This window comes from Bradyrhizobium nivariense (assembly GCF_029846695.2).
Classification (GTDB): domain Bacteria; phylum Pseudomonadota; class Alphaproteobacteria; order Rhizobiales; family Xanthobacteraceae; genus Bradyrhizobium.
This window is the reverse complement of the sequence record NZ_JARWCR020000022.1, coordinates 68,889-82,445: the sequence shown is the minus strand read 5'-3', so window position 1 is coordinate 82,445 and position 13,557 is coordinate 68,889. Positions and strand designations below refer to the sequence as shown.

13 protein-coding genes are annotated in these 13,557 nt (G+C 64.6%); 8 read left to right on the top strand and 5 right to left on the bottom strand.

Going from position 1 to position 13,557, the window contains the following annotated elements:
- The first annotated feature begins 21 nt into the window (after positions 1-21).
- Entirely contained in the window at positions 22-690 is a 669-nt protein-coding gene (locus QCM77_RS19940) for a hypothetical protein (RefSeq protein ID WP_279684580.1), read from the top strand.
- A 46-nt stretch (positions 691-736) separates the two neighbouring features.
- On the opposite strand, the gene QCM77_RS19935 is transcribed toward QCM77_RS19940, so the two are convergent.
- Both QCM77_RS19935 and QCM77_RS19930 read right to left on the bottom strand, forming a co-directional pair.
- On the bottom strand, positions 737-1,930 hold the full coding sequence (locus tag QCM77_RS19935) for a PepSY-associated TM helix domain-containing protein (protein ID WP_279684579.1): 1,194 nt from the start codon (positions 1,928-1,930) through the stop codon (positions 737-739).
- Positions 1,931-1,993: 63 nt separating this feature from the next.
- Positions 1,994-4,324 carry a TonB-dependent siderophore receptor gene (locus tag QCM77_RS19930; protein WP_279684578.1) on the bottom strand — a complete coding sequence of 777 codons (2,331 nt, stop codon included), beginning with the start codon at positions 4,322-4,324 and terminating at the stop codon, positions 1,994-1,996.
- Positions 4,325-4,764: 440 nt separating this feature from the next.
- Here QCM77_RS19930 and QCM77_RS19925 point away from each other — a divergent pair, with 440 nt between their 5' ends.
- From QCM77_RS19925 to QCM77_RS19910, 4 genes are read left to right on the top strand one after another with little or no spacing between them, the layout of a single operon-like run.
- Complete coding sequence (locus QCM77_RS19925; RefSeq protein WP_279684577.1) at positions 4,765-5,217, top strand: MarR family winged helix-turn-helix transcriptional regulator; 453 nt, start codon at positions 4,765-4,767, stop codon at positions 5,215-5,217.
- Positions 5,218-5,272: 55 nt separating this feature from the next.
- Entirely contained in the window at positions 5,273-5,842 is a 570-nt protein-coding gene (locus QCM77_RS19920) for an isochorismatase family protein (protein ID WP_279684576.1), read from the top strand.
- Complete coding sequence (locus tag QCM77_RS19915; protein WP_279684575.1) at positions 5,839-6,168, top strand: hypothetical protein; 330 nt, start codon at positions 5,839-5,841, stop codon at positions 6,166-6,168. Before QCM77_RS19920 ends, QCM77_RS19915 begins: the two co-directional genes overlap by 4 nt.
- Entirely contained in the window at positions 6,165-7,394 is a 1,230-nt protein-coding gene (locus tag QCM77_RS19910) for an MFS transporter (RefSeq protein WP_279684573.1), read from the top strand. The genes QCM77_RS19915 and QCM77_RS19910 overlap by 4 nt, the downstream gene beginning before the upstream one ends.
- 9 nt (positions 7,395-7,403) lie before the next feature.
- Here QCM77_RS19910 and QCM77_RS19905 read toward each other — a convergent pair whose 3' ends face one another.
- The gene (locus QCM77_RS19905) at positions 7,404-8,288 is read right to left on the bottom strand and encodes a dihydrodipicolinate synthase family protein (RefSeq protein ID WP_279684572.1); all 885 of its coding nucleotides are present in this window, start codon (positions 8,286-8,288) and stop codon (positions 7,404-7,406) included.
- A gap of 179 nt (positions 8,289-8,467) precedes the next feature.
- On the opposite strand from QCM77_RS19905, the gene QCM77_RS19900 reads away from it, so the two are divergent.
- Together QCM77_RS19900 and QCM77_RS19895 are read left to right on the top strand one after the other, a co-directional pair.
- On the top strand, positions 8,468-9,880 hold the full coding sequence (locus QCM77_RS19900; protein ID WP_279684571.1) for an FAD-binding oxidoreductase: 1,413 nt from the start codon (positions 8,468-8,470) through the stop codon (positions 9,878-9,880).
- Between the two features lie 8 nt (positions 9,881-9,888).
- Positions 9,889-10,554, top strand: a complete 666-nt coding sequence (locus QCM77_RS19895) for a GntR family transcriptional regulator (protein WP_279684570.1) — start codon at positions 9,889-9,891, stop codon at positions 10,552-10,554.
- Between the two features lie 6 nt (positions 10,555-10,560).
- Here QCM77_RS19895 and QCM77_RS19890 read toward each other — a convergent pair whose 3' ends face one another.
- Positions 10,561-10,725 carry a hypothetical protein gene (locus QCM77_RS19890; protein ID WP_279684569.1) on the bottom strand — a complete coding sequence of 55 codons (165 nt, stop codon included), beginning with the start codon at positions 10,723-10,725 and terminating at the stop codon, positions 10,561-10,563.
- 160 nt (positions 10,726-10,885) lie between these two features.
- A complete protein-coding gene (locus tag QCM77_RS19885; protein WP_279663324.1) occupies positions 10,886-11,161 on the bottom strand; it encodes a hypothetical protein in 276 nt (91 codons plus the stop codon).
- A gap of 182 nt (positions 11,162-11,343) precedes the next feature.
- Between QCM77_RS19885 and QCM77_RS19880 the strand changes: the two genes are divergently transcribed.
- On the top strand, positions 11,344-13,365 hold the full coding sequence (locus QCM77_RS19880) for a YgiQ family radical SAM protein (protein ID WP_279684568.1): 2,022 nt from the start codon (positions 11,344-11,346) through the stop codon (positions 13,363-13,365).
- Positions 13,366-13,557 lie beyond the last annotated feature (192 nt).

Here is a 13,557-nt window from a genome sequence, read left to right as displayed (position 1 = left end):
AATCCTCTCGGGGGGCGCAACATGAAAATCGTAAAATTCCTGGTGGTGTTTCTGGCGCTTCCGGGCGTGGCCATGGCCGCGCTCACCAATGCCGAACGCAAATCGCAATTCGAGCGGGCTATGGCCTCGATCATAGCGGCATCGACCCCGACCGTGTTCGGATTCGTCCGCGACACGCTGATCAAAGACTATCTCGCCTGCAAACCCAACAAGGGACAGGCCGTGGAGCTCGTCAAGGCAAGCTACTTCCGCACCTGCGAACAGGACGATGCTTCGGTGACGGGAGACCGCGCGCTGGAAGCCTGTCAGCTCCGCTACGGCAAGCCCTGCGCCCTGCTGGCGGTCAACGAGGAGATCGTCGCCGAAGGCGAACTGATGTCGAAAGACATGCCGCGGCTGCACTATGCGGGCAAATACGACTTGTCGCAGATTCCGATCATCCGGCGGATCACGCGGCAGCGCCCCGAGGTGCAGAACTACGACAAGGCCATGGAGCCCAAGGCGATCGCGATCCATCCCTGGGGTAAGCTGTTCATCTCGGCAGGGGATCCCAGCCTGAAAGACGCCCAGACCTCCGCGCTGGCGAAATGCAACAGCGATCCCGCGCGGAACGGCCGAGATGGCGGCTGCTTCGTCTACGCCGTTAACAATGACGTCGTCATCGACGAACGGCGCACGCTGGCGAAGTGACACGACGAGAGCGGGTCACGAGGCGCTGTCGAAGCGGTTCGCCCCGTCACTCGCCTGGCACGAGCCGCCCAAGCTGCGGCTGCGACGGGCGCCGTAATCGCCGGCGCGACAGATAGAGCAGGACGCCGGTGACGGAGAACAGCGGCATCAGCGTGGCTGCGAGCATGAACGCGAGCTTGCCGGGCCAGCCCAGAAATGCGCCGCGGTGGATGTCGAGCACGTTCGCGATGACCTTCTCTCCAAGCGTCTTGTCGGCGTAGCGCTCCGCGGAGAGCATCTGACCGGTGACGGCATCGACGCGGAACTCGTCGCGCGTGGTATCGAGCGTGGAATCCTTTCCCCACGACCGGATCCGTATCACCGTGCCCGGGCCGGCCGGCAGCGTCAGCAACGCCTTGGAGAAGCGTCTGCCCTCTTCGTACAGGAAGGCCGCCCACGCGCGATCAAAGCCGATCGGCTGCGCCGTCTCGCTGACGCCGGCGGCACGCGACGCCTTTGTGGGCATCTTGGGCTGCACCTTCGCAGCAGTGGCCTGCGGACGCGACAGCAGCCAGACGACGCCGTCCTTGTACCAGTCGAACGAGTACCAGAGGCCCGTGAGCGTCATCACCAGATAGACCGGCAGGACCCAGGTGCCGATCACCGCATGCAGCGACCGGTGCAGCCCGCGCCCGCTGAGGCCGAGATTCGGCTTCAGCCACAGCTTCACGCTGCCTGCACGCCGCGGCCAGCGCAGCAGGAGGCCCGAGACCAGCATGGCGATCAAGCCGAGCGCGGCCACGCCGGTGATCTGGCGTCCCCACCCCTTGGCATCGCCGGGAATGAGCAGCCAGCGGTGCAGCCGGCGCACGGTCGCGAAAAACTCCTCGCCACGCGGCGAACCCAGCACGCCCGCGTCATAGGGATCGACATAGAGCGAGGCCGGCCGCCCGCCCTGCTCGTCGCGCGCGAAGCGGATATGCACCGCCGCCGACGGATCGCTCGACAGCGTGACGGCGGAAACCTGGCCAACATCCGGTGGGGCCTTCAGGCGCGCGATCAGTCCGTCCGGCGTCAGTGCGGGAGACGGACGCGGCGTGACCCGCATGATCCCGGCATTCATTTGATCGACGATCTCGTCCTCGAAACTCATGATCGCGCCGGTCAGCGCGATCAGAGTAAGCAGCAGCGCCAGCACGAGGCCGGCGATGGAATGGACCTGAAGCAGAGCGGCCTTGGTCGCGCGCCAGGACTCACGCATCGGCGCCAGCTTTTCTGGTCCGCACGACCTGCAAATCGGCTTCCTCGCGCCGCACCGCCATCGCTAGAACTTCACCGTTGCCGAGAGGGACACCCGGCGCGCGTCGCCGATGGCGACGTTCAGGTTGTTGACAGCGGACGGATAGTAGACGGTGTCGAACAGGTTCTTGACGTTGAACTGATAGATCACCGGCGTGTTCTGGTATTTCGTCTCATAGGTCGCGAAGATATCGGCGACCACATAGGACGGCAGCACGAAGGTGTTGGTGGAATCGCCGGGACGGTCGCCGACATAGCGCGCGCCGCCGCCGAGGCGGAGCTGACCTGGCAAAGCGGTGCCGAAGTCATAGACCAGATAGAGCGAGGCCGTGTTAAACGCGACGTTCTGCAGCTTCCTGCCGAGCAGAGTGACATCCTCGGATGCAGTCACGCGGGCGTCGGTGTAGCCATAGCTGCCGATCAAGGCCCAGCTGTCGGTCAGCCTGCCGGTGACATCCAGCTCGACGCCGCGCGAGTGGGCACGGCCGACGGTGTGGAGTTCCACGTCGCCCGCGCTGTTCGTCTTCGTCGTCTGCACGTTCTTCTTGTCGAGGTCGTAAAGCGCAATCGTGCCGGAAATACGCTGGTTGAAATCGAATTTGACGCCGGTCTCGTATGACACACCTTCTTCCGGCGCGACATTGGAGTCGATCACGACACCGATCGGCGCAATGGTCGAATTCGGCTTCAGCGACTGCGTATAGCTCGCATAGAGCGATATCTGGTCGGTCAGCTTGAAAATGGCGCCGCCAAGCGGCAGCACCTTGTCTTGGGACACGTTGGTATTGGTGTTGAACGGTTTCTTTCCGCGCCCCGCGATCTGGTCGTAGTCCATGTAGCGTACGCCGCCGACCAGCGCGAACCGTTCAGTGAGATGCAGCGTGTCCTGGAAGAACAGCGACCATTGGCCGAGCTTGTCGGTCTGGGCGCTGTCGGTCGCAACCGCGGTCGTGCCTGGTCCGATCAGCCCGTAGACGGGATTGTAGACATTGAAGGCGGGCGTTGTCTGCCGGATCAAAGTATCGCGGTAGATCGTGCGGTACTGACCGTCGCCGCCGAACACCACGTCGTTGCGCATGTTGCCGAGCCAGAAGCCGCCGGAAATGTAGGACGTTCCGTAGCTGGCATTGCTGAGCGAGTCCTGCGTGCCGTCATTGCTGCGCGTCTCGACGCCGGTCGTGAAGTTGATGCCGGTGATGCGGAGCTGGTTGGCGCTGAAGGTTTCGGTGTTGTAGCTGTAGCCGGCGTAGAGCTTCCAGTCCTGGTTGAAGCGGTGCTCGACCGACGCCTGCATCAAGTCCGACGTGCCCCACGTGTTGTTGAAGGGCTCGTCGAGGCGGCGCGTCGTGGGAACCGCGAGCGGCGCTTTCGTCACCGGATTGAACGCCGTGCCGCGGTCGAACGGGTAGATGAACTCGCGGTGCTCGTAGTTGAGCTGAACCGTGGTGTCCTGGCCGTACCAGGCCAGTGACGGCGCGACCAGCATCTCGCGGTGACGTCCGAAATTGCGCCAATAATCCTCGCTGACGCCGTAGCCGATGAAGCGATAGGCAAGGCCCTGGTCGCCGATCGGACCGGTGACGTCGAGCAAGCCGTCGGCGCCGGTCTTGGAGGCACTGAAGGCCGAGCCGAGCAGCGTCACCGAGCCGTGCTGGTAGAGCTCCGGACGCTTGCTGATGGTGTTGACGATGCCACCGGGATCCATGATGCCGTAGAGCAGCGAGGCCGGCCCTTTCAGCACCTCGACGCTTTCGACCGCGGAATTGAAGCTGCGGCCCTGCACCAGCGGCATGCCGTTGCGCATGATCGAGCCGTCGCGGTTGTCGCCGAAGCCGCGGCGGATCACCGCGTCCTGGCTGCCGGCGAGCGTGTTGGTCTGCGTGATGCCGCTGATGTTGATCAGCGCGTCGTCGATGTTGCGCGGCAGTTGGTCCTTCAGGACCTGCGCGGGCACGATGTTGACGGCCTGCGAGGTGTTGAGCGGCGAGGCACCCGAGCGCAGCGTGGTCGAACTCGGCATCGCGCGATAGCCGATATTTGCGGCTTGTTTCGCAGCGGCTTCAGCCGCGGCGCGTTCCGATAGCGTCGGTGCGGCCGGGTTCGCGGCATTCCGGCTGCGCTGACGCGCGGCCGCCTGCGTACGGCGTTGCGACGATTCCGATGCGCGCGCCGTTTTCGGCCGCTGCGCCCGTGCATCCACGGTCACCGGCGGCAGCGCCGATTGGGCCTGCGCGCTCGTCGTGCTGGAGGGACATTCGGCGAGCAGAACAGCTGCTCCGATGAGAAGACCTGCGCGGCTCTTGCCGGCACGAATTCGACGGCCGCTGACGCGCTGGCCATCCAGATAGACACGCACTTTCGATTCACTTCCAAGTCAGACACGGCATTGAAGCTGGCGCGTCTAGCAGCCGCGGTGAACGAAGAGAACATGGCGACGACTTGAATCGCTCTAGTGTTGAATCGTTCTAAGAGCAGCCGCGGTCGCATGACCGCTGCGCTGACTCCGGGTTGCGATGCTTTCTTGAGCAAGAATCGGCGCGTCGCATTCGAAGACGCGTGAAATGAGAACGCCTGCATATTGTCGATGCTGACCGCGCGTCATCGACGACGCGAGATCTTCACCAAGCGGGCGGCAACGCGACGCGATGTCCCACAATCACCCCGCGCCCCGTCAACTCGCACAACTTCTCCATGTCGTCATCGGGCAGCCAGTGGTTCCGTGCTCACGTCATTTTGTACAGCTCAACTGTGCAGATAATCTTTGCAGTCTATCTGCAGATATGGCATTGACCCAGCATGATCAATTCGTGGGACCAACGCCCGTCCGCGCGCGCCGGCGCGCTCGCAGAAGACCTCCGTTCGCTGGTCGGAAAGCTGAAGCGGCGGCTTCGCGAGCAGGCAGGCCCGAATGACCTGACGCCGTCCCAGATATCCATCCTGCTGCGCCTGGAAAAGGACGGTCCTGCGACGGTGTCGAACCTGGCACGATCGGAAAAGATGCGTCCGCAATCGATGAGCACCGCGGTCGCCGGACTTCAGGCCGCAGGCCTGGTCGGCGGCGCACCCGATCCGGACGACGGCCGTCAAACCATTCTGTCGCTGACAAAGGCGTGCCGCGACTGGATCCGGGTCGGTCGCGCCGCACGGCAGGATTGGCTCTCGCGCACCATTTCGGCCCGGCTTTCATCGCGGGAGCGGGACGAACTGGCCGCCGCCGTCGCTTTGCTCAAGCGGCTTGTCGACGATTGAGGCGGCCCCGCCGCATCCGTCGCGCGGACAATGCGGCTGCCGGAAGGACACGATCATGGCTCTCACGATGCTCGATCCGATCACCGCTCTCATTGTCGTCGACCTGCAACGCGGCATTGTCGACTTACCATCCATCCATGCCGTGGGCGACGTCGTGGAGCGCGCCTGCGCGCTGGCCGCTGCGTTTCGTCGGCATCGCCTGCCGGTCGTACTGGTCAACGTCGATGGCGGCGCGCCGGGGCGCACCGAGCGGCCGCGTGCCGGCGGTCCGTTTCCCGACGGCTGGACTGCTCTCATCCCGGAGCTCGATCAACAGCCCGGCGACATCGCCGTGACCAAGCGGACATGGGGCGCATTCGCCAGCACCGATCTCGAAAGCCAGCTGCGAACGCGCGGCGTCACGCAGGTCGTCATCGCCGGCGTCGCCACCGGCACCGGCGTCGAGTCCACCGCCCGCCAAGCCTACGAGGCGGGCTTCAATGTCACCCTTGCCACCGACGCGACGACCGATTCGCGTTCCGAGGCTCACGACTACAGCATCGCAAACATCTTTCCGCGGCTCGGCGAGAGCGGCTCGACGCAGGCGATCATCGAATTGCTGTCAACACGGAGTGCGCAGGCATGAACTGGCTTCATTTGGTTTCCTATTTCTTTGGTGGCGCTTTTCTGGCTAACGCCATTCCGCATCTCGTCAGCGGCCTGCGCGGAGAGCCGTTCCAGAGCCCGTTCGCGCAACCGCGAGGGCAAGGGCTATCCTCGTCGACGGTCAACGTGCTCTGGGGCTTCTTCAACATCATCGTCGGATATCTCCTCGTCTGTCGTGTCGGAGAGTTTGCCTTGCTGGAAACGCGCGATGTCGCCGCGCTCGGACTCGGCGCCCTGCTCCTCAGCCTCTTTTGCGCGCGACACTTCGGCCGGGTTCACGGCGGCAACGCGCCGACAGGCGCGTGAGCGTGCCTGGCGGGCGCACGTTTCGCTCACTGCGGAACTTCAATTACCGCGTCTGGGCCGCGGGCGCGCTGGTGTCCAATACCGGGACGTGGATGCAGCGCGCCGCCCAGGATTGGCTCGTTCTCACCGAACTCACGCAGCACAATGCGTCGGCTGTGGGCGTGGTGATGGCGCTCCAGTTCGGACCACAGCTGCTGCTGATGCCGTGGTCGGGTTTTGCGGCCGATCACTTCAATCAACGACGACTTCTGATCGCGACACAGGCGACGATGGGCGTGTTGGCGCTGGTCCTCGGCCTTCTCACCGTCAGCGGGTTGGTTCAGCTCTGGCACGTCTACGTGTTCGCCTTCCTGTTCGGCTGTGCCGCGGCCTTTGACGCTCCGGTGCGCCAGACATTCGTTGCGGAGCTCGTCGGCGACGGCGACCTCTCCAACGCGATCGCGCTGAATTCGACATCCTTCAACGCCGCGCGGATGATCGGGCCCGCGATCGCAGGGATCGTCATCGCTTCGATCGGCAGCGGATGGGCATTCCTGATCAACGCCGCATCCTTCATGGCAGTGCTTGGCTCACTTTCCTTGCTGCGCGCCTCGGAGCTTCGCCCGAACGCGCGGGCCCACCGGGCCAAGGGCGGCATGACGGAGGGTTTTCGCTATGTATGGTCGCGTGCGGATCTCAGGGCGATCATGATCATGCTGTTCCTGATTGGCACGTTTGGGCTGAACTTCCCGATCTTCATCTCGACCATGGCCGTCACTGTCTTCCACACCGATGCGCGCGGCTTCGGCCTGCTGTCGTCGACGATGGCAGTCGGCACGATCTCGGGCGCGCTGCTGGCCGCAGGGCGCGCCCAGCCGCGGTTCGTCTCGCTACTGCTTGGGGCTGCGACCTTTGGGACGGGATGCACGCTGGCCGCGCTTGCACCGAGCTACTGGCTGTTCGCCGGCGCGCTTGTCGTGATCGGCGTCGCCGCCCTGACGGTCACCAATACGTCGAACAGCCTGATGCAGCTCTCAACTGAACCGAGGATGAGGGGACGCGTCATGGCGCTACGCCTCGGCGTCGCGCTTGGCGGCACGCCCATCGGCGCGCCGATCGTCGGATGGGTGGCGGACAATCTGGGCCCGCGCTGGGCGCTCGGCGTCGGTGCGGCGGCCGGCTTTGCGGCCGCGCTCGTGGCGGTCCGCGCCATATCAGCACATGCCTCGGACGATTGCCTCGAATGAAAGGCCGTCCTAGGCGATGACGGGGCTGGTCAGTTCGTCCAGCTTCGACTTGAGGGCAGCGCCATCAGACAATGCACGCAGCGGTGGACGCACGCGCAGCCAGCTTGCATCGCCCGTCTGTGCCGCGAGGATAGCCTTGAGCGTCGGCAGGAAGGATGGTGACTTCACCACGATGTCGACCGCGGCCTGCATCCGCGCTTCGACATCCTTGCCGTCGATCATCGCCTTGACCAGTTCCGGCGCGATGTTGGCCATGCCGCAGATGGTGCCGGCGCCGCCGGCGGCGATCGCGCGCGCGATGTCGGTTTCGTTGCCGACGGTGATGGCGAGCTCGGGCGCAGCCGCGCGGAACGCCTGGAACTGCTTGAAGTCGCCGCTGGAATCTTTCAGGCCCGCGACCAGCTTGCCGTAACGCTTGCTTAAGTTCGCGGCAACGCTGGTCGGGATCGCGACGCCGGAGATCTGAGGGATGTGATAGAGCACCGCGCGCAGGCGATCGTCGGCGACGCGGTCGATGATGCCGGTGAACGCATCCTCGATGCCTTCGGGCGTGACGTTGCGATCGAAGTAAGGCGGCAGGAACAGCACGTGGCGCAGGCCAAGGCCGAGCACCGCGCGCGTCAGGGCGATGCTGTCGCTGATGGCGGGGAAGCCGCCGCCGATGCCGATACGCTCCGCGGCGACGCCGACCTTGAGCAGGGCTTCGACGGTCGCGATGCGTTCGGCAACATTGAAGGAAGTGCCCTCGCCGGTGGTGCCGAACAGCACGACACCGTCGACACCTTTGCTGAAGAGCTGCTTGGCGTGAGCGGCGAGCTTTGCGGAATCCACGCTGCCGTCCGACGCCAGCGGCGTTGCCGACGCCACCCAGAACCCGCGAATTGCCTCCGTCATAGCACCACCCATTTCTGCGTCTTCGGAATAAGCCCCTGATCCACAACGATGTTTGGGGCTCATTGAAGACTTGTTTTTGCTTTACTTTTTATCTTGTACCTTACATACAAGAAAGAAGCAATTCCCTCGCCACGATGGCGCGCAACAGGCGCACGGCCAGGATCTGCAAGAGGTCTCACATGGACATGGTGACCCCCGCGGGACATCCCGACCAACTGCTCGGCGCCCTGCGCAAAAAGCTCGGGGCAGCCGCCGTGCTTGTTGGCACCGAGGTGCCCGCGCGCAATGGCAACGACTGGAGCGCGAGCCTGCCGCAAACGCCGCTCGCGGTGATCCGCCCGATCGACGCGCAAGGCGTTGCGGACGCGATTCTGACCTGCCGGCAGGCGCATCTGCCGTTCGTGCCGCAGGGCGGATTGACCGGGCTGTGCCGCGGCGCATCGCCTGAAGCAGGCTGGGTCGCGATCTCGCTCGAGCGCATGAGCGGCATCGAGGAGATCGATCGCGCCTCGGCGACGATGACGGTGAAGGCCGGCACACCACTGGAAACGATTCAGAAGGCCGCAGATGAGGCCGGCTTCTTCTTTCCGCTCGATCTCGGCTCGCGCGGCTCCTGCGCCATCGGCGGCAATCTCTCGACCAATGCCGGCGGCAACCGCGTGATCCGCTACGGCATGACGCGCGAGCTGGTGCTCGGTCTCGAAGTGGTGCTGCCCGACGGCACCATCATCACCAGCCTCAACAAGCTGATGAAGAACAATGCCGGTTACGATCTGAAGCATCTCTTCATCGGATCGGAAGGTACGCTCGGCATCATCACCCGCGTGGTGCTGCGGCTGTTTCCAAAACCGCGCTCGACCATGGCCGCGCTCTGCGCGCTCAAGGATTATGCCGCGGTGATCGCGCTGCTCGGCGCCGCACGCAGCGGACTGGGCCCGCTGCTGTCGGCGTTCGAGGTGATGTGGCCGGATTACTGGGACGTGATCACGACGCGCGCCGGCGTCAAGCCGCCGGTCGCCGCGAGCCACGGCCTCTACGTGCTGGTGGAAGCGCAGGGCACCGACGAGAGCCTCGACGCGCCGCGCTTCCAAAGCTGGCTCGAAGAGCTGATGGAGCGCGGGCTGCTCGCCGATGCTGCCGTGGCGCAATCGCTGGCGCAGACGCAAAGCTTCTGGCGCGTGCGCGACATCTGCGCCGAGTTCGGCCAGGTGCTGGGGCCGCACATCTCCTACGACATCGGCCTTGCGGTGGGGCGGATGAACGAGTTCGTCACGCGGTGCAAGGCCGCACTCGCCAAAAGCATCGAGGGCTGCGAGAGCGTCTATTACGGCCATATCGGCGACGGCAATCTGCATCTCGTCTCCTGGGTCACCAGCCTCTCCGTCGAGCAGCAGCCGAAGGAAGAGATGGATGCGATCATCTACGGTCTCGTGCGCGAGATGGGCGGCAGCGTCTCCGCCGAGCACGGCATCGGCACGCTGAAGAAGAAGTGGCTGGGCCATGCCAGGAGCGAGGCCGAGATCGCGCTGATGCGGACGCTGAAGGCCGCGCTCGATCCCGATCATCTGCTCAATCCCGGCAAGGTGATCTGAGAACACCCATGCGCTCACTGAAACTCGATACGCCGAAATCGCTGTCGCAGCAGGTGATGCAGCGGCTGCGCCAGGCCATCATCGACGGCGAGTTCGCGCTCGGCGCTGCGATCTCCGAAGAGATGGTGGCAAGCTCCTTCGGCGTCAGCCGCACGCCGGTGCGCGAGGCGATGGGCCAGTTGCAGGCGCAGGGCCTCGTCGTGATCCGGCCGCAGGTCGGCAGTTTTGTGTTCACGCCGAGCTCAGAGGACATCACTGCGCTCTGCACCTTCAGGATCGCGCTCGAGCCCAAGGCCGCCGAGCTCGCCTTCCGCCATGATCGCGACGGTGCGATCACGACGATGAGCGAGGCGATCGCGGCGATGGAGCCGGCGATTGCGGCCAGGGACAACATCGCCTATGGCCGCGCCGATGCCGCCTTTCACGAGGCGCTGTTCACCCATTGCGGCAACCGTTATCTGGCCGAATCCTACCAGCTCGCCTCCAGCCGCGTCGCAGCACTCCGCACCAACCTGACTTCGCCGATCGACGTGCGCACCCGCACGTCCTTCGACGAGCATCGCAAGCTGCTCGATCTGTTCGCCCGCGGCGAGTTCGCCTCCTTCGCAGCGCTGATGACCACGCACGTCACCAATTCGGGCGTGGTCTACGCAAAAGCGCTGAAGGTCGGTTGAGCGCTTCTACCGCGCGCCTTTCGTGCCGGGCCTGTCCAGGAAATCCAGCGCGGTGTTGATCTGTTCGAGCTGGTGCTCGATCCTGTCGCGGTCCTCGACCGACGACGCCTTCTCGAGCTGCTCCACGAGCTTCTGCTTCCGCAACAGCAGGTTCTCTATGACTGTACTCACGGCTCCCCCATTCGCCAGAGGCGAACATCGAGGTGATATCAGACCCCGGACGTGCGCGCGCCAGCTGGGCCCGGCGTAAACCCTGCATCAGAATGTTCGCGGAGACGGATGGTTCCTGCGATTGAACCACGACGCGGAACCAGCAGAGCCACGACCACCTTCAGATATTCCCGGGACCATGGATCAATCGCATATCCCATGCGTGCTGCGAAGAGAGCCCGGACGATGGCTTGCTGATGGACATAAGCGGCGGCGCTTGCAACCCGCCGTGGGTCGAGGCGATGCCCGCGAGCCGCACCGGCGCAACATGGGTGCGCGTGACCGAGACCAGGAACACCGCAAGCAGCGCGCACAGCATGCCGAGCTTCATCCGCACCGTCTTGCGATCGGTGATCGGCAGGAACAGGAAAAACATCATCGCCAGGATCAGCAGCATGTCGACCACAAACATCGATCTCTCCCTTGAAACGAGGGAGAGCATGATGCGGTCGGGCAGGGCGGTATGTGGACGGCGTCACGGTTAACGCGTTGGCACGCCCGGATTGCCGCCCACGGAACCGGATCTTTCACGTGCCGGTCGGTTGTATTCGGAAGCCCGGAGTCCTATGCGTATGCGCCATGGACATCCAGATCATCACCGCCGAAAAGCCCCTGATGGCGCAGGCGCGCCCGCGCAAGCCGGCGCCGTTCCTCCCGATGAGCCGCGCCGAGATGGATGCGCTCGGCTGGGATGCCTGCGACATCGTGCTGGTGACGGGCGACGCCTATGTCGACCATCCGAGTTTCGGCATGGCCATCATCGGCCGGCTGCTGGAGGCACAAGGATTCAGGGTCGGCATCATCTCGCAGCCGGACTGGCATTCGGCCGAGCCGTTCAAGGCGCTGGGCAAGCCAAAATTGTTCTTCGGCGTCACCGGTGGCAACATGGACTCCATGGTGAACCGCTACACCGCGGACCGCCGGCTGCGCCATGACGATGCCTATACGGCGGGCGGCGAAGGCGGCAAGCGGCCGGACCGCTGCACCGTCGTCTACGCGCAGCGTTGCCGCGAGGCATTCAAGGGCGTTCCGGTCGTGCTCGGCGGCATCGAGGCCTCGCTGCGCCGGATCGCGCATTACGATTACTGGTCCGACAAGGTGCGGCGCTCGGTGCTGGCCGACGCCAAGGCGGACCTGCTGCTCTACGGCAATGCCGAGCGCGCAGTCGTGGAGGTGGCCAACCGTCTTGCCGCCGGCGAGGCACCGCGCGAGCTCGACGACATCAGGGGCGTCGCGCTTTTCCGCCGCGTGCCCGAGGACTATTCGGAGCTGCATGCCGACGATCTCGATTCCGCCGACGAAGGCGCATCGCGGACGAAAGGCTTAACCGTGATCCGGCTGCCGGCGCTGGAGCAGGTCGAGCAGGACCGCGAAGCCTACGCGCGCGCGTCGCGCGTGCTGCACCGGGAGAGCAATCCCGGCAATGCGCGGCCGCTGGTGCAGCGCCATGGCGATCGCGATCTCTGGCTCAACCCGCCGCCGATCCCGCTCACCAGCGACGAGATGGACGCGGTCTACGACCTCCCCTACGCCCGCGCCCCGCATCCGTCCTATGGCGATGCCAAGATCCCCGCCTGGGACATGATCAAATTCTCGGTGACGATCATGCGCGGCTGTTTTGGCGGCTGCACCTTCTGCTCGATCACCGAGCACGAAGGCCGCATCATCCAGAACCGCTCCGAGGGATCGATCCTGCGCGAGATCGAGAAGATCCGTGACAAGACGCCCGGCTTCACCGGCGTGATCTCCGACATCGGCGGTCCCACCGCCAACATGTACCGGATGGCCTGCAAGGATCCGAAGGTCGAGGCCGCATGCCGGCGGCCGTCCTGCGTCTTCCCGGAGATCTGCCCGAACCTCAACACCTCGCATGACGATCTGATCCGGCTCTATCGCAAGGTGCGCGAGACCAAGGGCATCAAGAAAGTGATGGTCGCCTCCGGCGTGCGCTACGACCTCGCGGTCGAGAGCCCCGAATACATCAAGGAGCTCGTCACCCATCACGTCGGCGGCTACCTCAAGATCGCGCCCGAACATACCGAGCGCGGGCCGCTCGACAAGATGATGAAGCCGGGCATCGGCGCCTACAACCAGTTCAAGCGGATGTTCGATGCCGCTGCCGAGCAGGCCGGCAAGAAATATTACCTGATCCCGTATTTCATCGCGGCGCATCCGGGCACGACCGACGAGGACATGATGAACCTCGCGCTGTGGCTCAAGAAGAACCGCTACCGCGCCGACCAAGTGCAGACCTTCCTGCCCTCGCCGATGGCGACCGCGACCGCGATGTACCACACCGGCGTCAACCCGCTACGCGGCGTGCGCCGCGGCGGCAGCGACAAGGTCGAGGCGATCAAGGGGCTTCGTCAACGCAGGCTGCACAAGGCGTTCCTGCGCTATCACGACCCCGACAATTGGCCGGTGCTGCGCGAGGCGCTGAAGGCGATGGGCCGCGCCGATCTGATCGGCTCCGGTCCCGACCAGCTGGTCCCGGCGCACCAGCCGCCCGGCACCGGCAAGGCCGCCGGCACAAGGCGGCCGGTGCGTCCAAGTGACAAGACGCAGCGGTTCACGACCAAGGGCCTGCGGGTGATGAAGTAGGCAAGAGCCGGATGAGATCCGGTTCAGCCTGGCGCTTTCGTACTCCCAAACAAAAATGTCGAAAACAACCCCATGCACAGTAGCCGGCATGAGTGGGATCAACGGCTTAGGCCGGTTGCGGAGACGTCGACCCGTCCGGTCAAAAAGTCGTTGCTCCGTCGGGCAAAACAGGCGCAGGATGGCATCATCACA

What these genes read in the sequence shown, in the direction of transcription:
- QCM77_RS19900 (WP_279684571.1), top strand. Translation starts at nt 8,468, where the DNA reads ATGGACATGGTGACCCCCGCGGGACATCCCGACCAACTGCTCGGCGCC.
- QCM77_RS19920 (WP_279684576.1), top strand. Translation starts at nt 5,273, where the DNA reads ATGGCTCTCACGATGCTCGATCCGATCACCGCTCTCATTGTCGTCGAC.
- QCM77_RS19925 (WP_279684577.1), top strand. Translation starts at nt 4,765, where the DNA reads ATGATCAATTCGTGGGACCAACGCCCGTCCGCGCGCGCCGGCGCGCTC.
- QCM77_RS19935 (WP_279684579.1), bottom strand. Translation starts at nt 1,930, where the DNA reads ATGCGTGAGTCCTGGCGCGCGACCAAGGCCGCTCTGCTTCAGGTCCAT.
- QCM77_RS19895 (WP_279684570.1), top strand. Translation starts at nt 9,889, where the DNA reads ATGCGCTCACTGAAACTCGATACGCCGAAATCGCTGTCGCAGCAGGTG.
- QCM77_RS19905 (WP_279684572.1), bottom strand. Translation starts at nt 8,288, where the DNA reads ATGACGGAGGCAATTCGCGGGTTCTGGGTGGCGTCGGCAACGCCGCTG.
- QCM77_RS19880 (WP_279684568.1), top strand. Translation starts at nt 11,344, where the DNA reads ATGGACATCCAGATCATCACCGCCGAAAAGCCCCTGATGGCGCAGGCG.
- QCM77_RS19915 (WP_279684575.1), top strand. Translation starts at nt 5,839, where the DNA reads ATGAACTGGCTTCATTTGGTTTCCTATTTCTTTGGTGGCGCTTTTCTG.
- QCM77_RS19940 (WP_279684580.1), top strand. Translation starts at nt 22, where the DNA reads ATGAAAATCGTAAAATTCCTGGTGGTGTTTCTGGCGCTTCCGGGCGTG.
- QCM77_RS19885 (WP_279663324.1), bottom strand. Translation starts at nt 11,161, where the DNA reads ATGCTGCTGATCCTGGCGATGATGTTTTTCCTGTTCCTGCCGATCACC.